We start from the raw sequence: 24,586 nt of genomic DNA on the forward strand, positions 1-24,586 counted from the left end.
ACCCTCACCCCAACCAGTACCGTCGGCCGACTCCGCGAACGCCTTGCACCGCCCGTCAACGGACAACCCACGCTGCCGGGAAAACTCCACCAACATTCCCGGTGAGGACATCACCGTCACACCACCAGCCACCGCCAGAGCACATTCACCACTCCGCACCGCCTGAGCAGCCTGATGCAACGCGACCAGCGACGACGAACACGCCGTGTCCACCGTCACCGCAGGCCCCTCCAGACCAAGGAAATACGCCAACCGACCAGACGTAACACTGCCACTGGTACCGGTAAGCACGTATCCATCGACGCCACCGTGCGGGGTGTCAAGCCGCGGGCCGTAGTCGCCCGCCATGGCGCCGATGAATACGCCTGTCTTGCTGCCGTGCAGCGAACCAGGCTCGATCCCGGCGTCCTCCAACGTCTCCCACGCGGTCTCCAGCAGCAACCGTTGCTGCGGATCCATCGCCAGCGCCTCGCGCGGCGAAATCCCGAAGAATCCGGCGTCGAAACCGGCGATGTCGTCGAGGAAACCGCCATGTCGTACGTATGTCCGGCCAGAGGTCGATGAGTCCGGGTCGAACAGGTTGTCCAGATCCCAGCCGCGATCGCGTGGCAGCCCGGTAACGGCATCCCGCCCCGACCGCACCAGCTCCCACAGCTCGTCCGGCGACGATGCCCCACCGGGAAACCGGCACCCCATCCCGACGATGGCAATCGGATCGTCGGCGATGCTGTCGCCGGATGCTCGGATGCTCACCGTGTCACCCACGTCGCGGTGCCCGGTGAGCTCCGCATGCAGGTACGCCGCGAACCGGTCAGGGGTGGGATGGTCGAACACCAGCGAGCCGGACAGGACCAGACCCAGCTCTCCGGAAAGCCCGGCACACAGCTCGACAGCGGTGAGTGAAGTCAGCCCAAGGTCCTTGAACGACGTCAGCGGCGTCATGTCGACCGCGTCGTATCCCAGGACAGCCGCGAGGTGCCTGCGCACCATATCGAGCAAACCACCGCGGTCGTGGATACGTGCCGGCTCCGCGGCGGATGCGACCTCGCGGGCCTCCCCGATCCAGTGTCGGCGGCGCTGAAAGGCGTAGGTGGGCAGCGCGATCCTGCGGCCACCGTTCAACGGCGGCGTCCAGTCCACTCCCGCCCCCGTGGCATGCATGGTGCCGAGCGCCCTTAGCAGGGTGCGGACTTCCCCCTGCCCGGTGCGCATCGTGGACACCGCTGCCGGTGCCTGCTCGGCGAGAGTCTCCCGGGCCATGCCGGCGAGTACGGGGTCGGGGCCCAGCTCGAGGTATCGGGAAACGCCTACGTTGTGCAGGGTGCGGATGCCGTCGGCGAAGCGGACGGTGCCACGGATCTGGCGTGCCCAGTAGCCCGGGTCGATCAGCTCGTCCGTGGTGGCGGGGCGCCCGGTGACGTTCGAAACGATGGGGATCTGAGGGGCGTGAAAGGTCAGCCCGCGGATGGCATCGGCGAACTCGTCCAGAATTCCGTCAAGATGGTGGGAGTGGAATGCGTGGCTGACATTCAGCTGCTTGGTTTTCACTCCCTTGGCACGGAAGGATTCCGCCGTCGCAAGTACCGGGTCGGCGTCGCCGGAGATCACGACCGAACCGGGCCCGTTGACGGCGGCGATGCTCACCCCGAACTCGGGCAGCAGTTCACGAACGGCGCCCTCGTCGGCGTTGATGGCCACCATCGCCCCACCGGACGGCGTCGCCTGCATCAACCGTCCGCGTGCCGCTACGAGCGTGCAGCTGTCGGACAGCGACAGCACCCCCGCGACGTGCGCGGCGGTCACCTCACCGATCGAATGGCCGATCAGGTGTGTCGGACGTACTCCGAACGACTCCACCAGCCTGAACAGTGCCGTCTCCAGTGCGAACAGCGCCGCCTGCGTGTACCGCGTCCGGCCGAGCAGGTCCGCATCGGACCACACGATCTCCCGCAGCCCTCTGCCCAGCAACGGATCCAGTTCCGCGCACACCGCATCGAACGACTCGGCGAACACCGGGAACTCGGCGTACAGTTCCCGGCCCATGCCGGTTCGTTGCGCGCCCTGCCCGGTGAACATGAATGCCGTGCCGCCCTCGGAGACGACACCGGTCACGACATTCGGCGCCGGCTCGTTCGCTGCCAGCGCGGTCAAGCCATCGCTCAACTCGGCCGCGTCGGCGCCCATCACGACCGCGCGGTGCCCGAGCGCGGCGCGGGTGGTCGCCAGCGAGAACCCGATGTCGAGCGGATCCGGATCGTCTTGTGCGGCAACATGACCGGCCAGCCGCTCAGCCTGAGCCCGCAATGCCCGCACGGTGCCACCGGACAGCAGCCACGGGATCGTGCCCGCCTTCTCGGGGCGGCTCTCCTCGGCCCGCGAGGGATCCGGAGCCTGCGCGAGCACCAGATGGCAGTTCGTCCCGCCCATCCCGAACGACGACACCCCGGCCGCCCGCAACCCCTCCCCCGGCCACTCGCGCAGCTCGGCAGCGACCTCGATGCCCAGCTCAGTGAGAGGCATGTCGTCCGGGGGGCCGGCGAAGTTCAAACTTGCCGGCACCTGACCACGCTGAACGGACAGTGCCGCCTTGATGAAGCCAGCGACCCCCGCCGCTCCCTCCAAATGCCCTACGTTGGTCTTTGCCGAACCCACCACCAGCGGCCGATCCCGGTTGGCGAAGACCGCAGCCAGCGCCGCCGACTCCACTCGGTCCCCCACCGGCGTGCCGGTGCCGTGCAGCTCCACATATCCCACCTCGGTGGAGTCCATCCCCGCGGCGGAGAGAGCCACCCGCAGCAGCTCCTCCTGCCCCGACTGGCTCGGCGTGGTCAGCTGCTCGCCGCCGCCGTCATTGTTCACCGCGCCCCCGCGGATCACGCACACCACATCGTGTCCGTACGCAACGGCGTCCGCCAGCCGCATGAGCACCACCATGCCGGCGCCCTCGCCGCGCACGTAGCCGTTGGCGCGCGCGTCGAATGTGTAGCACCGGCCGTCCGGCGACAGCGCGCCGAACTCGCTCGCGGCCGCCGTCGACTCCGGCGAAAGTATCAGGTTCACCCCACCCGCCAACGCCCATGCCGACTCGCCGCGACGCACGCTCTCGTACGCCTGGTGCACGGCGACCAAAGCCGAGGACTGCGCCGAATCCACGACCACACTTGGCCCGGAGAGTCCTAGAAAGAACGAGATTCGATTCGCGAGGATGCCGCGCTGGAGCGCAGACAGGGTGAAGCTGTCGATCGCTCTCATGCCCTGGTCGTGCACCAGCCCGGCATAGTCGTCTCCCATCGCCCCGAGGTAGACCCCCGCCCGATTGCCGCGCACCGCCGACGGGTCGATTCCCGCATGCTCGAGGGCTTCCCACGCCAGTTCCAGCATCAGCCGCTGCCGCGGATCCATCGCCGCGGCTTCGCGTGGCGACACCCCGAAGAAGCCCGCGTCGAAGTCCGCGACACCGTCGATCAGCCCCGCCCTGCCCGCGCGCGCGCCGACGTGCACAACGCGGTCGGCAGGAACCTCACCGACGGCCTCCTGGCCGGCCGCAAGCAGGTCCCAGTACGCCTCGGGCGAGCTCGCGCCCGGAAGGCGGCACGACAGACCGACCACCGCGACGACGTCCTGACCACTCGTTTTCACGAAGTTCTCCGTCATGACAGCGGATTCTCACTCTGCTCTCGGGGGGGGGCGGGCGCGGTCGGCGCCGCGCACGCAAACCTCTGGTCCATGGGAATGCAACGAAGGTTGTAGTCGACGTGAGCCGACATGGTCATCAACGTGGGACCTTCGCCCCGAAGCATTGCTTGTCAAGCAAAGTGATCGGCAGAGTCTGGATCGAGGCCCGTCCCAACAACCACTGTGTGGAGGCATCCGTCTGTGTTGCGATTCCAGGTACTCGGCCGCCTAACCGTCACCAACGATCTGGGCGACTGCACACCGACCGCGCCGATGGCGCGGCGTGTGCTGGCGCAGCTGCTCATGTGCGCGAACAACGTCGTCATGCTCGACGCGATCATTGACGAACTGTGGGGTGACAAGCCGCCGAAGAGTGCCGTCCCCACCGCGCAGACGTACATCTACCAGCTGCGGCGTCAGTTCGAACCCTGGGTGCCGGTCAACACCGTCGAACAGGTGCTCGCCACATGTGGCACTGGCTACATGCTCCGGGTGGACCCGGACCAGCTCGACCTGGGAGCGTTTCTCCGGCTGGCCAAGCAGGGACGCACCGCGCTTGCCGCCGGTGATCCGGCCGCAGCCGGGCGACTGCTGCGGCAGGCGCTCGACCTGTGGTCGGGACCGGCGCTCGCCGACGTGACGGCCGGCCCGTCGATCCAGGCGCACGTCGTCCACCTCACGGAGCGGCGGTCGCATGCCGTTGAACTGCGGATCCAGGCCGACGCGATGCTGGGCCGGCACCGGGAACTCGTCGGGGAGCTGAAGGCCATGCTGCTGGCCGACCCGCTCAACGAGTGGTACCACGCCCAGCTGATCAAGGCGCTGGCCTCCAGCGGTCGACGGAACGAATCGCTCGTCGCGTACCAGCATCTACGCAAGACGCTGTCGACCGAACTCGGACTCGAACCGTCGGAGGTGCTGCAAGAGCTGCACCAGGCGGTCCTGGCCGGACGCGACTCCTGGTCGGACCGGGGGGTATCGGAGAAGCCCCGTTCGGAGCAGGTCACTTGGTGATTCCCGCTTCGCGGAGAGGCCACGGTGACGGATCGAGGATCGCTGGGAGGCGATCCTCGATCGCACCGATGCCGTACTACCTGTTGTGGAGCAGCCGGCCACCGTCGACGACAAGAGTGTGCCCGGTGATCCAGGACGCTTCATCCGAGAGCAGGAAGGCCACGGCCGCACCGACATCGGCGGGTTCACCGAGTCGCTTCAGCGGGACGGAGCCGACGACCTTTTCTTCCCTGCCCTCGACGTTCACCCTGGTGAAATCGGTGAGTATGGTGCCGGACGCGACGCCGTTCACCCGGACTCCAGGGGCGAGCTCGTTCGCCATCTGTTGGGTGAAATGGTTCAGCGCCGCCTTCGCCGTCCCGTAGGAGGTGCCGTCGGGAACGGCGAGCATACTGGCGATCGAGGATATGTTGACAATGGCGCCGCCATGCTCGCCGAGCCACCCGTGCCAGGCCGCCTGGACCCAGGTCAGCGCGGTCATCAGGTTGATCTCGATGGTGCGCCGGTATGCCGCCACATCGGTATCGACCAACCGCCGGGCGTTCCTCTCCGTACCGCCGACGTTGTTCACCAACAGATCGAGCGACCCGAACCGCTCGACGGCGGTCGCCACCGCGATCCGCTGGTGCTCGGGATCGCCGGCCTCGCCCGCAACGCCGACGGCCCGTTCGGCGCCGAGTTCGGCGGCCGCCTCACGCAGCTTGTCCTCACTGCGCGAGGTGATTACAACCTTCGCGCCCCGCTCGACCAACGCGGTGGCGATGCCGAAACCGATGCCGGTCCGACCGCCGGTTACCAGCGCAGTCTTGCCATTCAAGTTTGCCACGGTCTACGAACCTCCCCTTGATGGTGCCTCAGCTACTTCCGGATTACCGCCCCAGGGAACTGGGGACGAAGGTTCTTCAGCAAGCGATTAGAGCAGCACCAGGAGGCGGCAACAACCCGACAGCGCACCGCGTATTTCGATTCTCTTGCCAGCCACGAATGCGCTACGAGTATGCCTCCGACGCGCTCGCGCAATAGCCTTATCCGACGCGGGCAATGAGGCCGATGGAGGTTGCCTTGTTGACCGCGTCGAGCCGGGAACGGGCTCCTAGCTTTGTGAAGATGGTCCCCAGGTGGCGCTTCACCGTTCCCTCGGCGATGGCCAGCCGCCGTGAGATCTGCCGATTGCTCATGGCCTTGCTCACCAGGGTCAGAATCTCCACTTCCCGTTTGGTGAGCGTTTCCGGGCAGTTCGACGCCGAGGCGATGTAGGTCAGCGCGTCGACGGATACGTGCAGCACGATGCGGATATCGTCGGCGCACACCGCACGGATGCTGGACACCAGGTCGGTCCGGCTTACCGATTTGTTCAGATATCCGCGAACACCGCAATCGAGCAGTTGGCGCACCAGCACCGGATCGTCCCGCATGCTGACGATCAGGATTCTGGCGTTCGGCGATATCGAGCGGATGGCATGCACAGTCTCGGTGGCCGACCCGCCGGAAATATCCACGTCCAGTAATACGACGTCAGGTTGTTCGATTTTGCAACGCCGGATTCCGGATGCGCCGCTGGCGGCATCGCCGACCACTGCCATGTCTGGTTCCATGTCGAGCGCCTCGCGCACCACCTCGCGCAGCAGCGTATGGTCGTCGATCAGCACTATACGCAGCCGACCGTTGTGGTCAGGATGCATGGCCTGCCCCAGATCGGGACGGCGACTTCCACCACGGTGCCGGAATTCTGAGGACGCTGCGCACGAGTAATGTTCGACCGCGCGGCCGGGTTCGCTCCGTAGCGGACGCGAGCCCCGGGGCATGCGTTACAGTAAATGCGCCGGTTTTTACCCGTGTTCCGTCGGGACAGATCCTTCTGGAAATGCTTGCCAGTGCGTGGATGGGATTATTGACTGCGAAACTCGCATTTTTCATCCCCGCTGGTAACCATGCCTCAGCAGCTGCCACAGATTCCCCCGTATATTCGCCAACGTACGACATACGGTAGTCCGGGGCCACACCTGCTGACAAGATTGTTTTAAGGCGGCGGGCCTGAGTGGGTGCGGCCCTGCGCCGCATGTGTTTACGCTGCTCCGGTTCGTACCCCCTGAACAGGCAGGGGGTACCGTGCAACGCTGGGGAGGAGCGGTGGAGTCCAACCCTGAGATGCGCGGTGACCTTGGCCGAGTCTGACCTGCTGCGGCTGGTTCGAGTCCGTACGTGCGGCAGACGGAGTCGAGACCGAAGGCGGAGGGTTACGTCGCTGCCGCCGCTGTGACCGCCACGAGTGGCCGACCTCCCAGGGCTTTTGTGCACCTACCCCGCGATCGGGGCCTGTTTCATGGTTTCCACCCTCACTTCGGCGCCCGAACGACGGTCGTGTAGGTGTGGTTGGTCAGCATCTCGAATTCCGGGTCCAGAAGCGTCTCTCGGATCGCGGAGAGGTCGGCGGCGGTCAGGTTGGTCTGGCTCAGCAGGAAGGGCTCCAGCATGCTGCTGTGCAGCCGAGCAAGCCGCGCGGTCGGTGCTCCGCCCACCCCCGGTGCCCGATAGTCCCGCACTGTGATGTTCCGATAGCCGGCGGCGGAGAGCACGTCAGGCGTACGCGACGCCCAGTGGAAGTCCATACCGGTCTGCGCGGCGAGTTTGTGCACGCCGTCGTGGTATTCCTGGAAGATTCGCGCCGTATACTCGTCGACCGGGGATTTGATCATGCCCTCGGCGCAATCGCAGTACCAATCGGTGAGCACCAGCGCACCGCCCGGCCGCAGGTGTGCGGCCAGCTTTGCCGCGATGGCCTCCTTGTCGGCCAGGTGCATCAACAACAACCGGGCGTGAATCAGGTCGAACTTCGGCTCCGGCCACGGGTCACTGGTGAGGTCATGACGGATCGCCTCGATCCGTGGGTGGTCGGGCACGTGCTGCGGTTTGATGTCGCTGGCCACCACGTGTCCGGCTGTTCCTACTCTGGCGGCCAGCCAGCGGGCGACGGAGCCCTCCCCGGTACCCACGTCCCAGCAGCGCCAGCCGTGACCGACACGTACCTCCTCGCCCAGGGTGCTGAACGTCTCCCGGTTGAGGATTTCGGAGAGGAGGCTCAGCTGCTCGGTTGCCGCCGGCGCGTCGTTGTCGAAGCGTTGCTTGTGCTCTGTGCTGTACATGGGTGTCTCCTCGTAGGGACGTCCGCGCCACGGGGCTAGATCGACGCGGGCAGCAACTCGTTGACCAGTTCGACGAACTCCTTCGGCGTCGCGTCCTTACCCGTCCTGTCCTCCGGCAGGTTTATGCCGAGCTCTCGCTCGGCCAAGAGCGTTACCTCCACCATCGCGATCGAGTCATAGCCCATATCGGCAAACTTGATCTCGGCGATGTCGCCGTCCAGGTCGATCTCTCCGTCCTCGCCTGCCGCCTGGCGTATGTATCCCACTAGGTCCGCCTGGGTGAATGTCGCCATTGGTGCCCCCTTCGTCTCGTGACGTCGAAACCAACATGACTGGAATGCTTCGATACCCGATCGAGTTCCGATCGACGGCGACACGTGATCATTCAGGCTCAGGGCGAATGCGGTCTTCCGCGCCGAACCGATGCCACGGGCGACCGTCGGAAGGCAGCAGTTCGGCACGGCCTCGCCTGGGCCTCGAACGAGCCTCCGCCGGACATGACGACCCTGGTCGGATGCGGGTACCCGATTCGATCCGTGAGAGGACGACAATGGGCGACGAGCTCTACATCGCCGCCGCGAATTCGTGGCTGCCTGAACGCATGACACTCGACGAGGCGGAACGAACCGGCCTCGCCGACCGGGCGCGGGTCTGGAATACCGGCATCGAGTCGGTATGCGTATCGGCGGACAAATCAGCACCGGAGATGGCGGTGCTGGCCGCACGGGCCGCACTGGAACACGCCAAGTGCGAGCCGGAGGACCTCCACCTGCTGCTGCACGCCTGTGCGTACCACCAAGGTCACGACGTATGGCCACCGGCGTCGTACATCCAACAGTTCTCCGGAGGTAGCTCATGTCCGGCCGTCGAGGTCCGCCAGATGTCCAACGGCGGCATGGTGGCTTTGGAGCTCGCGGCAAGCTATCTGATCGCCAACGATCGGCCGACCGCGTTGGTCACCACGGCCGACAGATTCTGCCTGCCCGGCTTCGATCGGTGGCGTAGCGACCCCAGCTCCCCATTCGGTGACGGCGGCACCGCCGTGGTGTTGTCCACCCGTACCGGATTCGCCAGGATCCGCAGCCTTGTCTCGGTGTCCGACTCCGGTTTGGAGCGCGGTAGTCGGGGTGAGCGGTTCAGCGACGCGCCGCTGGCCGCGGGATCGCCGATCGACTTGAACAGCGATTCCCTGGTGCGCGAACTTGGGGTGGAGGCTCTGCTCAACCGCATCGAAGCGGGTCAACGGGAGGCGTTCGACCGGGCTTGCGCCCAAGCGGACGTGAAATTCGGCGACATCGACCGGTACGTGTTGCCGAACCTGGGCCGGACCCGGATGCGGGCACAGTACTTTGACCCGTTCGGCATCGCCCCGCAGCGGTCCACCTGGTCCTGGGGTCGGCAGGTCGGGCATCTCGGTGCGGGCGACCAGTTCGCCGGGCTGGCCCACCTCGCCTCCGAGGGCGCCCTCGAGCCCGGTCAGACTTGCCTGCTGGCCGGCGTCGGTGCCGGCTTCACTTGGACGGTCGGCATCTTGGAGATCGTCGCCAAGCCGTGAACCGGGCGATTACGAGTCGACGTATCCACCTCTCGGCCGGGTGGACTCCTCCGGGCCGACGCCGTACGCGGCAGCCGTTGCTGATGACTGCCCAACTCAACGGCGTCGCGTCCAGAGGAGGATCCCGCGGCTGCGGTACCAGCGTGTGCTAAGCCGCCGTCAGCACCATCACGGAGTTGATGCCGTCGCCGCGGGCCAGTATCACGGCGGTGGACACGGTCGTTTCCCTCGGCCGGCCGAGTACCAGGTCAAGCTGATCGGACTGGACCGGGTTGGTCACGTTGATCATGGGCGGGATGACGCCGTGCCGAATACTCAGCGAAGCGGTGGCCACGTCGAGCGCCGGGCTACCGGAATAGAGTCGGCCGGTCGTCGTTTTCGGCGTGGTCACCGGAACTGCCCGTGGACCGAACACGCCGGTGACGGCAGCGGCCTCGGCGCGGTCGAGCTCGGCCACGCCGGCCGCGTCCGCGAACACCACGTCGACTTCGGCCGGCGTCACGCCGGCGTCCGATAGTGCGAGCTCGATCGCCCGGCGTAGTCCGGGTTCCCGTCCGGAACCGGACCGCGGGTCGAAGGTGGTGGCGTACCCGGCGATCTCACCGTACGGCTGGACCCCCCGAGCGCGCGCACGTTCGGCCTCCTCGACAATGAGCATGGCGCCCCCCTCTCCGGGCAGGTAGCCGGACGCGGCGGCGTCGAAAGGTAGGTAGGCCCGGGTCGGGTCGGTCACCGTGCTCATCCGGCCGGTAGTCAGCTCGATCACCCAGCCGAGCGGACACATCGTGCTTTCCGCCGCGCCGCACATCACCACCGGCACACCGTCGGCCACGTATCGGCGGGCCTGCGCGATGGAATCCAGTCCGCTCGTCTGTCCGGTCAAGACCCCACCCGGACCGGTCAATCCATGCCGGATCGAGATCTGCCCCGTATTCACCGCGTAGAACCAGGAGAACGAAAGATATGCGCTCACGTGATCGCTGCCGAGGCTCCACAGTTTCTGCAACTCGCGCTGGCTGTACTCAAGACCGCCTGCGGAGATGCCGGTGACGATACCGACCTGGCCATCCGAGATGGCGGCTGGTTCGAGGCCGGAGTCGGTGACTGCGGCGTCCGTCGCGATCAGGGCCAGCCGGGTTGCCTGATCGGTCTGCGGCACCAGCCGGCCAGGAACGTGCGCGCGGACGTCGTAGTCAGCCACTTCGCCCCCCAGTTCGGCGGGGTACTGCGCCGGATCGAATCGAGTGATTCGATCGATGCCACTGCGCCCGTGCAGAACGGCGTCCCAGTACTCGTCGGCATCGAACCCATTCGGCGCGACCACCCCGATGCCGGTGATCACCGCGCGTGGGCGCGTCGGTGTCGGGATGGCGTTACTCATCAGTGTCCCCCTTGGTCAGTACCATGGCGCTCTGGAAACCACCGAACCCACTGCCCACTTTGAGCACCGTGCGCAGATCCGCCTGCCGCGCTTCCAGCGGGACGTAGTCGAGGCCCAGCTCCGGGTCGGGCTCATGCAGGTTGGCTGTCGGCGGAATCAGCCCGGATTCGATGGCCAACGCGCAGGCCGCGATCTCGATCGAGCCGATCGCGCCCAAGGAGTGCCCGATCATGGACTTGATAGAGCTCACCGGCGTTCGGAACGCGTGATCGCCCAGGCTGCGCTTGAACGCGTCCGTCTCGTGCTTGTCGTTCTGTTTTGTGCTGGAGCCGTGCGCGTTCACGTAGTCCACCTGCTCGGGAGCGCGCCCGGCCATCCGCAGCGCCACCTCGATGGCCTTGGCCATTTCGGTGCCCTCGGGTCGGAGCCCGGTCATGTGGAACGCGTTCGCGCGCACATCCCAGCCGCCGATCTCCGCGTAGATGTGCGCGCCACGTTCCCTGGCGTGGTTCCACTCCTCCAGCACCAGCATCGCGCTGCCTTCGGCAAGCACGAACCCGTTCCGGGTGCGGTCGAACGGACGGGATGCGGTGGCCGGTTCGTCATTGCGTGGGGTGGTCGCCTTGATCGCGTCGAAGGAAGCGACGCAGACAGGTGAGATGGGCGCGTCCGTGCCACCGGCCAGCATCACGTCGGCGGAGCCTTCGCGAATCAGTCGCGCCGCGTGGGACACCGATTCGATGCCCGCGGTGCACCCCGTGGACACCAGCCCCACAGGACCTTCCGCACCGACCTCCCGGGCCACGTCGGCAGCGATCGACGTCGGGACCAGATACTTGAACAGGTGCGGCATCGCGTATTCGTGGTCGAGGAGCCACTTGCGGCCGCCGTCGGAGAGCACGTTGTACTCCCGGTCCAGGCTCATCGTGCCGCCGATGGCGCTGCCAACGCTGGTACCGGTGCGATGCGGATCGATCGTGTCCATGTCGAGGTCAGCGTCCGCGACCGCTTCCCTGGTCGCGGCGACAGCGAGCTGCGCGCTCCGGTCCATCCGCCGGATCTCCTGCGCGGAGAAGCCCTCCGCTACCGGATCGAAGTCGCACTCGCCCGCGATCCGTGAGCGGAACCCGGACGGGGCGAACAGCGAGATGGGGCGAATGGCCGCGGTGCCGGTCGAGATCAGCCCCCAGAACTCCTTGGCGTTTCCACCGCCCGGGGCGCGCACGCCGATGCCGGTGATGGCGACGCGTCGATTCATCGTTCGCTCACCGTTCGCACGCTCAGTTCAACGTGTGGCATGGGAATCTCTTTCCTGATAGCGGAGTCAGGCATCGAACGTGACGGGCAGCGAATCCAGTCCGCGGAGCGTGAGGCTGCGCTGCCATCGCAGTTGCTCGGGCGGTACCGCCAGTGCCAGGCCGGGCAGCCTGCGCAGTAGCCCATCGAACGCGATCCTGCCCTCCAGCCTGGCCAGCGGAGCGCCGAGGCAGAAGTGCGCACCACGTCCGAATGCCATGTGCCCGTTGCCGGAACGGGTGACGTCGAAGCGGTCCGGTTCGACGAACTTCGCCTGGTCCCGGTTTGCCGAGGCGAGCGACAAGAGCAACGGGTGGCCCTTGTCTATGTGGGTACCTGCGATCTCTATGGGCTCGAGGGGGAACCGCCACGTCGCCGTCTCGAACGACCCGTCGTACCGGAGCATCTCCTCCAGGGCCAAGTCCACCAGGTGTGGTTGCTCGCGCAGCAGTGCGAGTTGGTCGGGGTTGCGCAGGAGAGCGAGTGTGCCGTTCCCGATGAGGTTGACGGTCGTCTCGAAGCCCCCGATCAACAGCAGGGACATCATCGACAGCAGCTCGGTCTCATTCAGCCGGTCGTCATCGTCCCTGGCCGCGATCAGCGCGTCGACCAGACCGTCGGCCGGCTCGCTCCGGCGCTTGGCGACCAGGTCGGTGAGGTATCCCAGGAGGTCACGCAGTCCGACCGGCCGCGCGTTCCCGCTGTCGGCCTGTTCGGTGTCGGTCTTGTTCGTCCACTGTCGGAAGTCCTTGGTCCACCGGCGGAACACGTCCTGATCCGCCGAGGGCACTCCCAGCAGCTCACAGATCACCGTGATCGCGAGCGGGAACGCGAACTCGGTGACCACGTCCACCCGTCCTCTGGGCACGATCTCGTCGAGAAGCCCGTCCGTGATCTGTTGCACCTGGACACGCAGGCCCTCGACACGGCGGGCGGTGAAGGCGGTCGATACCAGTCGGCGCAGCCGCGTATGTTCGGGCCCATCAGTCGTGAGCAGGTGTGTCCCGAGGCCGGTCCGGTCCTCCAGCGGCCGCCCCTTGCCCGCCTCTTGCCAGTCGAGCGGTGCATTGCGTGGGTCCTTGCTCATCCTGGGATCGGTCAGCAACATCCGTACGTCCTCGTACCGGGTCACCAGCAATCCGTAAAGGCCCTGGCCTTCCATGATCTGCAGGATCGGCTCTTCCTCACGCAGCCATGCGTACTTGGAATGGGGATCTGCGCCGAAATCCATCGTCCGCCTCCTCTGCTTTGATGCTCAGTTCGTAACCGAGATGATTCGGCCCGCCCTGCTGTGCCGAAGGTGCGGTATGACGCGTGCGATTCGCGGACAGCCAGGAAGGCGACGTTGCACTCCAAGCTTCGCGGCATCGGTTCGAGAGGAGTTCGTGTTCGGTTCGAAACCGGGAGAACGCTGTTCGGCGGTCATCCGGCCGCCGAACAACATGCGGCCGGCACCGAATGGGTCGGTGCCGGCCGCATGACCGTGTCGGAGATTCGTATCGCGGTGTCATGCCTCCTGTGTGAGGTCACTCGGGCCCTGCCGGCACAGGATCCGGTCGAGAGCGGCCCGCAGCCGCTGCTCGCTGGAGGCATGCGCTCGCGTGGTCGCCGTACGCCAGCCGATGAAACCGTCGGGACGCACCAGCACGGCGCCGTCCTCCTTGATGTTGGCGGCCTCGGCCCACCCCTCGAGTGCATGAGCGACCATGCCCAGCTCCCGTGCGGCATGCAGCCAGTGGTCGGCCGCGGTCCCGGCGAGCAGCGTGAAACCATCCACAAGGTCGACTGTGGAGCGTCCGTCCGGAAGCCATCGGTGTGGCAGGCGGCTGCCCGGTGCGCCGTCGAGTACGAGATCTTCCGTGTCCGGCAGCGGTTCCGGGTCGATCACCGCGGGTGAGTCGTACCGGTAGCCGACGACGGGGATCATGATGCCCGCCATGCCGACGGCCCTGCGGTCGGAGGCCAGGGCCGGATCGTTGTTCCAGTGCAGGTTATGGTTTTCCGCTCGGATCACACTCTGTTGCATGGAGAAGAGCGCGACCGGCCGGCGCTCGGCATCATAGGTGTCGAGCAGGGCATCGCCCCCGGCAGCCAGCTTCCAAGCCAGGTTGTGGCCGTCGGCGATTCCCATGTTCAGTCCAAAACCGCCGACCGGCGGCACCGCGTGTGCCGCATCGCCGACGAGGAAGACATTGCCCCGCCTGAACTCGTCGGCCACATGAGCCGTTGAGGACCACGGCAACCGGCTGATGATCTCCGGCTCGGCGTCCGTGACGCCGGTCGCGTCCCTGATCTGCTGCTGGATCTGCTCGGCGGGTGTGTTCGGGTCGCCGTTCCGGATGTGGAAGAGCCAGCGGCCGCTCTCGTCGACCCTGTACAGGATTCCGGATGCTCGCTCGTTGTGCAGGAATGTCATGGAGAGGGGTGGGGCCGGCAGTTCGGCGCGGAACAACACGTTGAGCATGTGTCCGTCGCCTATGGTCCCCGGGCCGGTCACGCCGATGCCGAGCAGCTCCCGGATCCTGCTGCGGATTCCGTCGGCGGCGATCACGTAGTCCCCCGCGACGACCCGGCCGTCCGCGGTGGTGACCCCCTCGTCCGTGACAGCGACCACCTCGCTGTTGAAGTCCACCTGACTGCCCAGTTCCCGCAGCAGCAGCAGTGCGGCCCGGTCGATCAGGTCCTGCGGGCAACTGCCCAGCTTCGCCGGGCCGATCTCCGGTCGCTCGAACTTGGACGTGACGGGGGTCAGTTCGGCCAGGCTCCGCCCCCTCATCAGGCCCCGGGCGAAATTCGCTGTTTCTACCTTGATGCCAGCCTCGCACAGGATCTCCGCCGACCGGTCGGTGAGGCCGAACGCCCTCGGATGGTCGTTGACCTTGGCCCGACGCTCCAGAACGTGAACCATCACTCCTTGGCGGGCAAGGAAAACCGCGGTGCACAGCCCGACGGTTCCGCCCCCGACTATCACGACACGCATGACTCCCCCTTCATTCATTCTCGAACGGTGATCCACCATCGATCCCGATGGGGATCTTGGTGAGTTGGCCGCCGGCGTGGCCGGGGATGGGGCGCCCCTGCGGAGCCGGGCAACCGAACCTTCGACAAGCGGCTCGTCCCGGCTCCGAGGGCCTTTGCGCATCATCAGGACCCGTTGGCGGATCTACAGTCCCGCTCGGGCGAAGCGGCGGGCCGAGAGCGGTACGAAGATCACCAACAGAAGGGCGATCCACATCAGGGTCGCGGCCACCGGATGGGTCATCGGCCACGCGGCGCCCGGCCCAGGGGCACCGGGGTTGCCGAACAGCTCCCGGATCGCCGTGGCCAACGCGCTGAGCGGGTTCCACTCACAGACCGCCCGCAGCCAGGTCGGCATTCCGTCGGTGGGCACGAACGCGTTGGACACCATGGTGAGCGGCAGCGTCAACGGCGCCAGGGCGGCCGCGGTGGACGCTGAACGGATCGCCAGGCCGAGGTAGGTACCCACCCACGCCAGTGTGTATCGGAACAGCAGAAGCAGGCCGATAGCGGCCAGCGTCTTTCCGATGCCGTTGTGCGGCTTCCAGCCGACGATCAGCCCGTACGTCATCAGGACCACCAGACCGTAGGCCCCGATGGCCGCCTCCGCCCCGCTCTGGCCGAGCGGCACGGACACACGATTGGTCGGCAATGAGCGGAGGCGGTCCATCACCCCGCGCGCGTTGTCCATCGCGACGTCCACCATCGCTGAGGACAGCGCGGTTCCGGTGCCCAGCACGAACATCCCCGGCATCATGTATTCGCGGTAGTTCGAGGAGCCCGGAACGCCGATCGCACTGCCGAACACGAACCCGAACAGCACCACGAACACCGTTGGCATCAGCATGATGGTGAGCAGGGTTCCGGGTTCGTGGCGCAACCGCAGGAGGTTCCGCTGCGTCAGAATCCAGCCGTCGATGAAGACATTCATGCCACTACCTCCTGCTTCTCGATCGGCTTCGCCGAGTCAACGGCCTTGCCGGTCAGCGACAGGAAGACGTCGTCGAGGCTTGGCTCGCGAATTCCGACATCGCGGATTACGGCACCGGACGCGTCGAGTTCACGCACGATCTGCGGCAGCGTCGGCACAGTGTCCACCGCGGCGACAACGATGTGTGACCCGTCCGCCTCCGGGCGTCGGCCGGTTAGCCTTTCCAGCACCGCCATGGCAATCGGCAGGTGGTCCGTGGATTCCACCACGACGTCGATGTGGCTGCCGATCCGCGACTTGAGCTGGGCCGGGCTGCCTTCGGCGATGAGACGGCCGTGGTCGATCACGCCAACGGCGGAGGCGAGTTGGTCCACCTCCTCCAGGTACTGGCTGGTGAGCAGGACCGTGGTGCCATCGGCGACCAGCTCGCGGATGGTGTCCCAGATCTCCATGCGACTCCGGACGTCGAGCCCCGTGGTGGGCTCGTCGAGGAAGAGCACCACGGGAGCACGCAACAGACTGGCAATCAGGTCCAGTCTGCGACGCATACCGCCGGAATAAGTTTTGACCGGGCGATTGCCGGCGTCGGCGAGGCCGAACCGTTCCAGTAGTTCCTCCGCGCGCTGACGGGCCCCGCGCGCGCCCAGCCGTGACAGGCGGCCGAAGATCCGCAGGTTCTCCCTGGCCGTCAGCCTGTCGTCGAGCGTGGCGTCCTGGCCGGCCAGCCCGATCACCTTTCGGACTTTCCCCGGCTCCCGAGCCACGTCGAGCCCGTCGACGATGGCCTGCCCGTCGGTGGGCCTGGTCAGCGTGCTCAGGATACGTAAGGCGGTGCTCTTGCCCGCACCGTTCGGCCCAAGCAGGCCGTAGACCAGATTCGGGGGAATGGCCAGGTCCAAGCCGGTCAGCGCTGTGACACTCCCGTACTGCTTTCGCAGATTTTTCGTACTCACGATCGATTCTTCCATGCCCAACTCCCAACCGGGTGCGGTGTACGCAGCTACAAGATAGCCACCGCGTGCGGTGTACGCAAGTAGCTCACGCGCGTATGCTGGTCGCTGTGTCGGACCCCAAACTCATCATCTGGATGCGACCGGAGAAATCCGCGCGCGGCCCCGCACCGACGCACACTCGCGAGGAGATCGCCGGGGTGGCGATCAAGATCGCGGACGCCGAAGGCCTGGAAGCCGCGTCGGTGCGCAACATCGCCAGAAACCTCGGCGCGGGTGTGATGACCCTCTACCGGTACCTGCCCACCAAGGAGGACCTGTGGGCAGTGATGATCGACGAGGCGACCGTATTCGAGCCGTACGAGCCGACCGGCGATCTCCGTGCCGACCTGATCGTCCTGGCGTGCCGCAGGCGACAGAACTTTCTGCGGCACCCCTGGCTGGCTCCGCTCCTCGCCACCCGCCCTATCATCGGCCCCAACTACTTGCGCGGCATGGAACGCGATCTCGCCGTCCTTGGCGGCTGCGGTCTGAGCATCGACGACACGATCGACGTGCTGAACCTGATCTACTCCTGGGTCAGCGGTGCCGTACAGGCCGAGCTGACCGAGCGGGCCAACGCACACCAGTCCGGCGGTGACCGTCACAGCTGGCGGATGCGCATGAAACCGTATCTGCTGTCCCTGCTCGCGACCGGTGAGTTCCCGTATCTGAGCAAGATGACCGCCGCGGCGGAGATCGCCGAGGCCGACGAACAATTCGAGACCGGGTTGACGATAATTCTGGGTGGAATCGAAGCCCAGTACTCGAAGACCACCGAGAACAAACGGTCCGGCACGGCTGGATAGTGGGGCCGACACCGGCTTCCATCGAGGACGAGTACTCAGCGAGGCGCACGTAGTTCCACGATGGACATACGACCGGCGGGCAGGATCGAGACGATCTCGAGGCGGACGGACCGAGCCAGTTCGCCCAGCTGCTCGGGGGTGTGCTGCCTGCCCCCGAAGTAGCAGAGCATACGCAGGTCACCTTCTGTCTGCCTCTGATCGTTGAAATAGTCCACGACGAACACGCTTCCCGTGGTCGACGCCGCCTCGGCGCAACGTCGCATGATGCGGGCAGCCGCCGCGTCGTTCCAGTTGTGCAGGACGCTCGACAGCAGATAGCCGTCCGCTCCGGCGGGAAGTTCCTCGAAGAAGCTGCCCGCCACGGCGTCGGCCCGATGCTCGAGACCGGCAGCGGCGATGGCCTTGCCGGCACGACGCACGGGGCCGGGCAGGTCGACGACCGTCCCGCGCAAGTCGCGATGGCCCTGCAGGATAGTGATCAACATGCTGCCGTCGCCACCGCCGACATCAACGAGATGACGAAGTCTTCCCCACGGATATCCCCCCGCCACGGCGGGCGCGTGCACCGCCAGCCGGGCTCCCATCTGCGCGTCGAACGACTCGGCACGCTCGTCGTTGGCCGACAGGTCTTCCCAGAACGCCAGGCCGTACTGCTGCTGGAACGCGGGCTCACCGGTGCGAACCGTGTGCAGCAGATGGACGAGACTCAACTCGGCGTGGCCGATCGCCCCCTCGATGTCGAGCACCGACCGCATTCCCTCGGGCTCGCCGTCACACAGGTACCGACCCATGTCCGTCACATCGTAGGCATCGGTCCCCGCACTCGACAGCACTCCGGCGGAGACCAGGTGGTCCAGCAGTCGCCCCAGCACATCCCGGTCGGCCCGCACAGCCTCGGCGAGCGCCTCGGTTGTCCGGGTGCCGGCGACGATGTGGTCGGCCAACCGCAACGTCGCCGCCACCCGAATCGCCACCGGGGTCAAAAGGTCGGCCGCTGCCCACACTCCCCCGCCTCCGGCGGTCGTCTTCTCGGCCATTGCTCCTCCTGGATCAACGATTACCTGTCCGATGAACATGGCGCGCCCGGCTCAGAATCCGGCGCGCTCTTCCGCGAATGCCTTGGCAAGGCTCAGGTTGCTCATGCTGTTGCCGCTCAGCAGACGCCGCAAAAACCGGCGCGCCTCACCGATCGTCGTCCCGCTGCCGAGCAACGACAGCGCCGAGGGCTTGACCGTGCTGGTGTGCCGGGCTTCGGCGATGACGCCTTCCCTCGTCTCGGTGAACCGCCAGTGGCCGGTGTGCGCGTCCAGCATCACGGGCAACGAGATCTGCTTGTACACGATCAGGCTGGGCGGCAGGCAGATCCGCACCGAACGGACGGTGTGCGTGCCGCCGTCCGGACCTTTGGTGTCCATGTCGAAGAACTGGACGTTCGGCACATCCTCGGTCATGGCGAGCCCCACCACGTGAGGAATGCGCTCGGGCCACAGGTCCGCACGGTAGAGATAGTCGTAGGCGTCCTCGATCGAACCGGCGATGAACAGCGGGTCGGTGAAGGACACGACAAGCTCGTCCAGTTCGTCACACCGCTGCGCCGTGTCACGCAGCGTTTCGAGATGCTCCTTGCTGTCCTGGCGGATCCTGTCCGACAGCGGGCCCAGATCAGCGCCGGCCGGCGCGCTGACATGGTGGCGCAACTCGACCCGGGTACGGTCCTGCGCCAACTCGGTGAACACCCACTCGCCGCGGATCTCGGTGGCGGGCGGATCGGCCTCCATGTACGTGAACGTGATGCGGCGTCCCGGCCGGTCGACGGAGCGCACGGTCCGCCACGTGCGGACGGCGGAGTCACCGACCAGCGACCAGTACTGGACCAGATCAGTTTTCTCGTCACTGCGGATCATCTCCGCGTGCACGGCGGACAGATGGAACTGCGGCCACCGCGCGACGTCCGCGACCAGCTCGAACACCGTCCCGTAATCGGCGTCGATGGCCACGCCGTGGTCAACATGCTGATGTGTGCTCGACACAACAAGACACCTCACAAGCGTCGTAGTGTCCGGAACCGTCGCGCTCGACGATGTCCGTCAGCGTTCGACCACGCTTCGAGGACCCGTCGAGTTGATCCGGCGTCGACTCGGCGTCGAAGGTGACGGCGCAAGCTTGGCGCGACCTCGAAACGAGCCCCGCGAGGGTCCGTGGCGCGGCACCGGTCACAACCTGCCAAACGTGAGGAGAGGCATATGCCGAGCATGGTCGCTGTCGGCACGTTCGACAGTGATGACGCCGCCGAGGTAACCAAGATCCTTAGGGAGTTCGACGGCGAGGTCGCGTCCGAACTTCCCCAGCTGCGCCGCAGGCAGGTCTTCCGTTACGGCGATCTCTACGTGCACATGCAGGACTGGGACGTCGCGGACGCGGATGAGGCGTACCGGATGGCATCCACCGACCCTCGGTGCGCACGGCTGAACGACAGCCTCTCGACCTACTTCGGCGACCACGCCGCGACTGAGGACTGGGACGGCCCAGTCGACCGGCCGACGGCCGAGCGTTTCTACGTGTGGCCGACTGAGCACCTGGAGAACCTCGAGCACACGTACAGCGCGGTGATCGTGAACACCCAGCGGCAGGAACACATCCCCGACGTGTCGCGGCTGTTCGCGGAATCGGATGCGACTGACATTCCGCGGAACATGGGGACGTTGCGCCGCCAGATCTATCTGTGGCGTGGCATCTACCTGCACATCCAGGACTTCGCGGAACCCGACGCCATCAAGGTGATCAGCGCGGTGTGGACAGAAGGCGATCCCCGTTTCCTCCAGCTCGTCGACGACCTGACGCGGGTCATCCCTCCGTACGACCCGGAAGGCAACTCGTTGGCCACTCGCTTCTACCACTGGGCTGCAGAGGTGTCAGAATGACCAAACTACCGACCCACCCCCTTCGGCGAAAGCTCCCCGGCGTGCTCCCGGCCGAGTACGAAACACTGCGGGAACGAGGCCTCGGCCGGGTGACCCTGCCCACCGGAAAGTTGGCATGGATGGTGGTGAGGCCCGAGTACGCCCGATTCGTACTCTCCGACCCGCGGTTCAGCTCGGACAAGATGAACGACGACTTCCCGAAGATGACGCCGAACTCGCTGAACAAGTTGAAGTACTGCGCGCCATTTATGATCAACCTGGACGGCCCGGAACACATAGCGAAGAAGAAGCCGGTCATCCAGGAGTTCTCCCCGGCAGGGCTCGCGCGATTGCTGCCACGCCTACAGGTCGCTGTGGGCGAGAAGATCGACGCAATGCTGAACCGGCAGGACAAACCCGTCGATCTGGTGACGGAGTTGTCGTACCCGATCGCCTGGCGGCTGCAGGAAATGTTCCTCGGCATCCCCATGGCCGAACTGCGGAAGATGCGGGACAACGTCTGGGACCTCCTGATGCGAACCGCCACCGAGGAGGAGGAGAAGGCATCAGCCGCACGCCTGAACCAGCACGCCGAAGACGTGATGAAAGAAAAGGCAAAAAACCTCGGCGACGACCTGATGAGCCGCCTGATCCAGCAGGAACTCGACGAGCACGGCGAGGTCGACTGGTACAAGTTGGCGCCCCTCATGCTGTCGAACGCCCAAGGCATTCACAACTCGACATCCACAATGATCTCGCTGGGCGTGCTCACCTTGCTGAACCACCCGGAAGAGCGGGCGACGTTGCTTGCCCAGCCCGACCGGATGACAGTGGCGATAGACGAAATGATCCGGTTCTTCTCGGTCAACGACGGAACACCGATGCGGCTCGCCGTGGAGGACGTCCGCATCGGCGACACGTTGGTCAAGGCCGGTGACGGCTTGGTAGTGCCGACGTTGCCGGTCAACCGCGACCCGTCGGTGTGTCCGCACCCCCACCAGCTCAATCTCCTGCGGGAAAAGCCCACCAGGCATCTGGCGTTCGGCCACGGTCCGCACCAGTGCCCGGCGAACAACCTGGTGCCCGAACTGATGCAGATCGTCTACACGACACTGTTCGAGCGGGCTCCCACCCTCGCGCTGGCCGTGCCGGAGTCGGAGCTGACGTACAAGTACCACTCGATACAGGCGTTCGGTCCGGCCGAGATGCCAATCACCTGGTAAGGGTGCCGGCCGCCGCACACGTGCCTCGGCAGCGGGCGCGGCGGCCCTGCCCACGGCCGATGTTCGGCAGGCACAACAACTCACCGACCCCGGACAAGGACGTGACACGGTGACCGACGACGACATCCGGGTCGCCGCCGCACCGGGCACCGACGGCCGCGTCGCCCTGGTCACCGGTGCCTCGGGGGCCCTCGGCGCCGCCGTGGCACACGTACTGGACCGCCGCGGCTACCGGCTGGCGCTGCACCACACCAACGGCGCGGACCGCGTCCGCGAGGTCGCCGCCCAACTCAGCGGCCCCAGCCTCGTCGTGCAGGCGGACGTCGCCGACTGGGCCGCCACACGGAACATGGTGAGCCGGGTACACGCCGAACTGGGCGGCATCAGCGTGCTCGTCAACGCGGGTGCGATACGCCGCGACGGCTTCATGGCCACCCAGTCCGTCGACGACTGGACCCAGACCATCGCCGTCAATCTGACCGGCACCTTCCACACCTGCCGTGCGGCACTCCCGGACATGATGCGCGCCCGCTGGGGACGCATCATCAACGTCATCTCGCCCGCCGGCCTCATCGGCAGCCCCGGCCAAACAGCCTACTCCGCGTCCAAGGCCGGCGTGCTGGGAATGACCCGGAGCCTCGCCCTGGAGTGCGGAAGCTTCCAAATAACGGTCAACGCCCTGTCACCCGGACTCATGGCCACCACACTCACCGAGAAAATGCCCGCCAAAACCCGTGCCGCGCTCGTGGCCCGGACCGCGTTCCGCCGCATGGGCACGCCCGGCGAGATCGCCACCGGCATCGAACTACTACTGGACGCCGACTACATGACCGGCCAAACAATCTCCATCGACGGCGGAATATCAATCTCATGACCGCCCCGACGAACACCACCAAACAACCACGGACCTCCCCCGTGTCACCTATGGCCCCCGCGTCAGCCAGACCAGCCCGGGCGGGCCCTCGATCGGCGTCGCCGACCTGCCGCCCCTCGTGACCATCGCAACGATCTGGCACGAGGCCCGCTCCTGCCCGGCTCGGAGCCCGACCCACCGGACACCGCTCTTCATTCTCGATCCTCTGACGATGACGCCCGCGGCTGCGCGACGCTCCGACAGGGCTCTCCTAATTTCGTGCCGCGCGCGACGTACTTGATGCCGGCGTTGTCGCTGCGGAGGCACCCTTCGCGCGCAGACCCGGGATCAGCACCGCCGCCACCACCAGATGCATCAAAGACAGCACGACCCGGGTGCCGCCGTCCACCCCCTCACCGGTCAATGGCAGGAAGGACACAGCCAATACCGCCACAGTCACCCCGGTCCAGACGCCGCGGGCCCACCGCACCCCCAACCGCTCCAGCCCCGCCAACAGCCCCCAGCCCGCGAGAGCCGCCAACAGCGCGAATAAACCCACCGACACCACGCCGATATCAAGCGTCTGATCACCGGTAACAATCCGCAGCCGGTGTCCCAGCACCAGGTCCGCCACCAACCACACCAAAACAGGCGCCAGGACCGCAAGGCCCGTAACCACCAGACGCCATCGACGCACACTCACTCAGCACCACCCACGAGCGCACCGTGCAAAAAAACCCCTACCAGTTCCTGCGTCGTCAGCTCCGGCTCATCCTCCATATGCAGCTGGGTGAAGAGCAGCCCGAAAAAGAGAGCCGCGATCTGCTCCGGCGGCCGGCGCAGCGCGGCCTTGTCGGGTTCCAGCAGATCCGCGAGGGCCGCGCGGATGCGGGTCGTCGACTCGTCACGGCCCGCGTCGCGCACCGTGCCGGGGTGCTTGCCGCTGCGGTGTCCGGAGGCATGCAGCGAACCGGCGATCGCGCCCATCCGGAATAGGTGCGCCTGCAGCGACTGGGCCGCCTCCGCGAGCCGGTCGGGCAGCAGCTGGGAAACCTCGATCGTGCCGAGTTCGCGGACCGCGTGCTCCGGGGAGAGAGCCTCCGCCAGACATGCTTGCAGCAGCTCGTCCTTGTCGGCGAAGACCCGGAAGATCGTACCCTCGCCGATGCCTGCGGCGCGGGCGATCTTCGCGGTGGTCACCGCGGCACCGTACTCGGCGATCAAAGGGATCGCGGTCTGGATAATCATCGCGCGGCGCTCTTCCGGCGACATGCCCGGGGCACGGCGCCGGGTGGTCTGGTTCTCTCTGAGTGCTGTCATGACCGCGAGAATACGGAGTGAGGACTCACTCTGTCAATGAGTGAGTCCTCACTCCGCGCATGGCGAAGCGTATGGCCCGGAGTTCGGCGACCGTGCCGCGCTGCTGCCCAACCGGCTTATCGTCCAGGGCGGTCATGGGGCCCCTTTCGACCGGGGTGACGAACCTGCGACAAGCATCCGCCATGTCGCTCGGGCCCGGTTGCAGCGCCGGATGGCGCCGACCGCGCGCGCTCTCCACCACCCCGCGAGCACCCCTCGATGGCGCGACGGGATGCTCGGGTCGTGAGCTCCGCCGCGGACCGGCACAAACCTGAGCGGAGCAACAAAGCACCCGCCGGCGCCCCCCATCCCCCGAGGGCACCGGCGGGCCTTCTTCCGCCCGTCGGCGGCCAGGACCGGCCGGCACAGACGAAGGAACACACCAATTGTGAACAGCACGTGATTCCGGCGCTTCACCAAGACCGCGGGGAACGGGCCGC

21 protein-coding genes are annotated in these 24,586 nt (G+C 66.4%); 6 read left to right on the forward strand and 15 right to left on the reverse strand.

The window, feature by feature from the left end; translation table 11 throughout:
* Positions 1-3,654 (reverse strand): type I polyketide synthase (locus ACIO1C_RS33115; protein ID WP_401870749.1); only part of this gene is annotated, 3,654 nt, incomplete at its 3' end.
* A gap of 222 nt (positions 3,655-3,876) precedes the next feature.
* Between ACIO1C_RS33115 and ACIO1C_RS33120 the strand changes: the two genes are divergently transcribed.
* A complete protein-coding gene (locus tag ACIO1C_RS33120) occupies positions 3,877-4,689 on the forward strand; it encodes a BTAD domain-containing putative transcriptional regulator (RefSeq protein ID WP_401870752.1) in 813 nt (270 codons plus the stop codon).
* 76 nt (positions 4,690-4,765) lie between these two features.
* Here the strand turns inward: ACIO1C_RS33120 and ACIO1C_RS33125 are convergent, their stop codons facing one another.
* The 4 genes from ACIO1C_RS33125 to ACIO1C_RS33140 form a co-directional block, all read right to left on the reverse strand.
* Positions 4,766-5,515: an SDR family oxidoreductase gene (locus tag ACIO1C_RS33125; protein WP_401870755.1), complete on the reverse strand. Its 750-nt coding sequence runs from the start codon at positions 5,513-5,515 to the stop codon at positions 4,766-4,768.
* A 199-nt stretch (positions 5,516-5,714) separates the two neighbouring features.
* Entirely contained in the window at positions 5,715-6,338 is a 624-nt protein-coding gene (locus ACIO1C_RS33130; RefSeq protein ID WP_401870758.1) for a response regulator, read from the reverse strand.
* Between the two features lie 687 nt (positions 6,339-7,025).
* Entirely contained in the window at positions 7,026-7,832 is an 807-nt protein-coding gene (locus tag ACIO1C_RS33135) for a methyltransferase domain-containing protein (RefSeq protein ID WP_401870760.1), read from the reverse strand.
* Positions 7,833-7,867: 35 nt separating this feature from the next.
* Positions 7,868-8,125: an acyl carrier protein gene (locus ACIO1C_RS33140; protein WP_401870763.1), complete on the reverse strand. Its 258-nt coding sequence runs from the start codon at positions 8,123-8,125 to the stop codon at positions 7,868-7,870.
* Between the two features lie 257 nt (positions 8,126-8,382).
* Between ACIO1C_RS33140 and ACIO1C_RS33145 the strand changes: the two genes are divergently transcribed.
* Positions 8,383-9,387 (forward strand): ketoacyl-ACP synthase III family protein, encoded by a 1,005-nt coding sequence (locus tag ACIO1C_RS33145; protein WP_401870766.1) that lies wholly within the window; start codon positions 8,383-8,385, stop codon positions 9,385-9,387.
* Between the two features lie 148 nt (positions 9,388-9,535).
* On the opposite strand, the gene ACIO1C_RS33150 is transcribed toward ACIO1C_RS33145, so the two are convergent.
* From ACIO1C_RS33150 to ACIO1C_RS33175, 6 genes are all read right to left on the reverse strand, one after another.
* Complete coding sequence (locus tag ACIO1C_RS33150; RefSeq protein ID WP_401870769.1) at positions 9,536-10,768, reverse strand: ketosynthase chain-length factor; 1,233 nt, start codon at positions 10,766-10,768, stop codon at positions 9,536-9,538.
* Positions 10,761-12,026: a beta-ketoacyl-[acyl-carrier-protein] synthase family protein gene (locus tag ACIO1C_RS33155; RefSeq protein WP_401870771.1), complete on the reverse strand. Its 1,266-nt coding sequence runs from the start codon at positions 12,024-12,026 to the stop codon at positions 10,761-10,763. Before ACIO1C_RS33155 ends, ACIO1C_RS33150 begins: the two co-directional genes overlap by 8 nt.
* A 66-nt stretch (positions 12,027-12,092) precedes the next feature.
* Positions 12,093-13,295, reverse strand: coding sequence for a cytochrome P450 (locus tag ACIO1C_RS33160; protein WP_401870773.1), 1,203 nt, complete (start codon positions 13,293-13,295; stop codon positions 12,093-12,095).
* 276 nt (positions 13,296-13,571) lie between these two features.
* On the reverse strand, positions 13,572-15,209 hold the full coding sequence (locus ACIO1C_RS33165) for an FAD-dependent oxidoreductase (RefSeq protein ID WP_401870775.1): 1,638 nt from the start codon (positions 15,207-15,209) through the stop codon (positions 13,572-13,574).
* Positions 15,210-15,227: 18 nt separating this feature from the next.
* A complete protein-coding gene (locus ACIO1C_RS33170) occupies positions 15,228-16,013 on the reverse strand; it encodes an ABC transporter permease (RefSeq protein ID WP_401870777.1) in 786 nt (261 codons plus the stop codon).
* The gene (locus tag ACIO1C_RS33175) at positions 16,010-16,981 is read right to left on the reverse strand and encodes an ATP-binding cassette domain-containing protein (RefSeq protein ID WP_401870780.1); all 972 of its coding nucleotides are present in this window, start codon (positions 16,979-16,981) and stop codon (positions 16,010-16,012) included. The genes ACIO1C_RS33170 and ACIO1C_RS33175 overlap by 4 nt, the downstream gene beginning before the upstream one ends.
* A 92-nt stretch (positions 16,982-17,073) precedes the next feature.
* Here ACIO1C_RS33175 and ACIO1C_RS33180 point away from each other — a divergent pair, with 92 nt between their 5' ends.
* Positions 17,074-17,811 carry a TetR/AcrR family transcriptional regulator gene (locus ACIO1C_RS33180; RefSeq protein WP_401870782.1) on the forward strand — a complete coding sequence of 246 codons (738 nt, stop codon included), beginning with the start codon at positions 17,074-17,076 and terminating at the stop codon, positions 17,809-17,811.
* Between the two features lie 35 nt (positions 17,812-17,846).
* On the opposite strand, the gene ACIO1C_RS33185 is transcribed toward ACIO1C_RS33180, so the two are convergent.
* Positions 17,847-18,848, reverse strand: coding sequence for a methyltransferase (locus tag ACIO1C_RS33185; protein ID WP_401870785.1), 1,002 nt, complete (start codon positions 18,846-18,848; stop codon positions 17,847-17,849).
* Between the two features lie 51 nt (positions 18,849-18,899).
* A complete protein-coding gene (locus ACIO1C_RS33190) occupies positions 18,900-19,841 on the reverse strand; it encodes an aromatase/cyclase (RefSeq protein ID WP_401870787.1) in 942 nt (313 codons plus the stop codon).
* A 213-nt stretch (positions 19,842-20,054) separates the two neighbouring features.
* On the opposite strand from ACIO1C_RS33190, the gene ACIO1C_RS33195 reads away from it, so the two are divergent.
* From ACIO1C_RS33195 to ACIO1C_RS33205, 3 genes are all read left to right on the forward strand, one after another.
* A complete protein-coding gene (locus tag ACIO1C_RS33195; protein WP_401870790.1) occupies positions 20,055-20,732 on the forward strand; it encodes a TcmI family type II polyketide cyclase in 678 nt (225 codons plus the stop codon).
* Positions 20,729-21,934: a cytochrome P450 gene (locus ACIO1C_RS33200; RefSeq protein ID WP_401870792.1), complete on the forward strand. Its 1,206-nt coding sequence runs from the start codon at positions 20,729-20,731 to the stop codon at positions 21,932-21,934. The genes ACIO1C_RS33195 and ACIO1C_RS33200 overlap by 4 nt, the downstream gene beginning before the upstream one ends.
* Positions 21,935-22,043: 109 nt before the next feature.
* On the forward strand, positions 22,044-22,808 hold the full coding sequence (locus ACIO1C_RS33205) for an SDR family NAD(P)-dependent oxidoreductase (protein WP_401870795.1): 765 nt from the start codon (positions 22,044-22,046) through the stop codon (positions 22,806-22,808).
* Between the two features lie 250 nt (positions 22,809-23,058).
* Here the strand turns inward: ACIO1C_RS33205 and ACIO1C_RS33210 are convergent, their stop codons facing one another.
* Together ACIO1C_RS33210 and ACIO1C_RS33215 are read right to left on the reverse strand one after the other, a co-directional pair.
* Positions 23,059-23,490, reverse strand: coding sequence for a DUF6069 family protein (locus ACIO1C_RS33210; RefSeq protein WP_401870797.1), 432 nt, complete (start codon positions 23,488-23,490; stop codon positions 23,059-23,061).
* Positions 23,487-24,107, reverse strand: coding sequence for a TetR/AcrR family transcriptional regulator (locus ACIO1C_RS33215; RefSeq protein WP_401870799.1), 621 nt, complete (start codon positions 24,105-24,107; stop codon positions 23,487-23,489). Before ACIO1C_RS33215 ends, ACIO1C_RS33210 begins: the two co-directional genes overlap by 4 nt.
* Positions 24,108-24,586 lie beyond the last annotated feature (479 nt).

The organism is Streptomyces sp. NPDC087420, from assembly GCF_044744165.1.
GTDB lineage: Bacteria > Actinomycetota > Actinomycetes > Streptomycetales > Streptomycetaceae > Streptomyces.

Bases quoted from the DNA above. Each gene is read 5' to 3' on its own strand.
- ACIO1C_RS33135 (WP_401870760.1), bottom strand. From the start codon at position 7,832: ATGTACAGCACAGAGCACAAGCAACGCTTCGACAACGACGCGCCGGCG.
- ACIO1C_RS33140 (WP_401870763.1), bottom strand. From the start codon at position 8,125: ATGGCGACATTCACCCAGGCGGACCTAGTGGGATACATACGCCAGGCG.
- ACIO1C_RS33145 (WP_401870766.1), top strand. From the start codon at position 8,383: ATGGGCGACGAGCTCTACATCGCCGCCGCGAATTCGTGGCTGCCTGAA.
- ACIO1C_RS33150 (WP_401870769.1), bottom strand. From the start codon at position 10,768: ATGAGTAACGCCATCCCGACACCGACGCGCCCACGCGCGGTGATCACC.
- ACIO1C_RS33155 (WP_401870771.1), bottom strand. From the start codon at position 12,026: ATGAATCGACGCGTCGCCATCACCGGCATCGGCGTGCGCGCCCCGGGC.
- ACIO1C_RS33160 (WP_401870773.1), bottom strand. From the start codon at position 13,295: ATGGATTTCGGCGCAGATCCCCATTCCAAGTACGCATGGCTGCGTGAG.
- ACIO1C_RS33165 (WP_401870775.1), bottom strand. From the start codon at position 15,209: ATGATGCGCAAAGGCCCTCGGAGCCGGGACGAGCCGCTTGTCGAAGGT.
- ACIO1C_RS33170 (WP_401870777.1), bottom strand. From the start codon at position 16,013: ATGAATGTCTTCATCGACGGCTGGATTCTGACGCAGCGGAACCTCCTG.
- ACIO1C_RS33175 (WP_401870780.1), bottom strand. From the start codon at position 16,981: ATGGAAGAATCGATCGTGAGTACGAAAAATCTGCGAAAGCAGTACGGG.
- ACIO1C_RS33185 (WP_401870785.1), bottom strand. From the start codon at position 18,848: ATGGCCGAGAAGACGACCGCCGGAGGCGGGGGAGTGTGGGCAGCGGCC.
- ACIO1C_RS33195 (WP_401870790.1), top strand. From the start codon at position 20,055: ATGCCGAGCATGGTCGCTGTCGGCACGTTCGACAGTGATGACGCCGCC.
- ACIO1C_RS33200 (WP_401870792.1), top strand. From the start codon at position 20,729: ATGACCAAACTACCGACCCACCCCCTTCGGCGAAAGCTCCCCGGCGTG.
- ACIO1C_RS33215 (WP_401870799.1), bottom strand. From the start codon at position 24,107: ATGACAGCACTCAGAGAGAACCAGACCACCCGGCGCCGTGCCCCGGGC.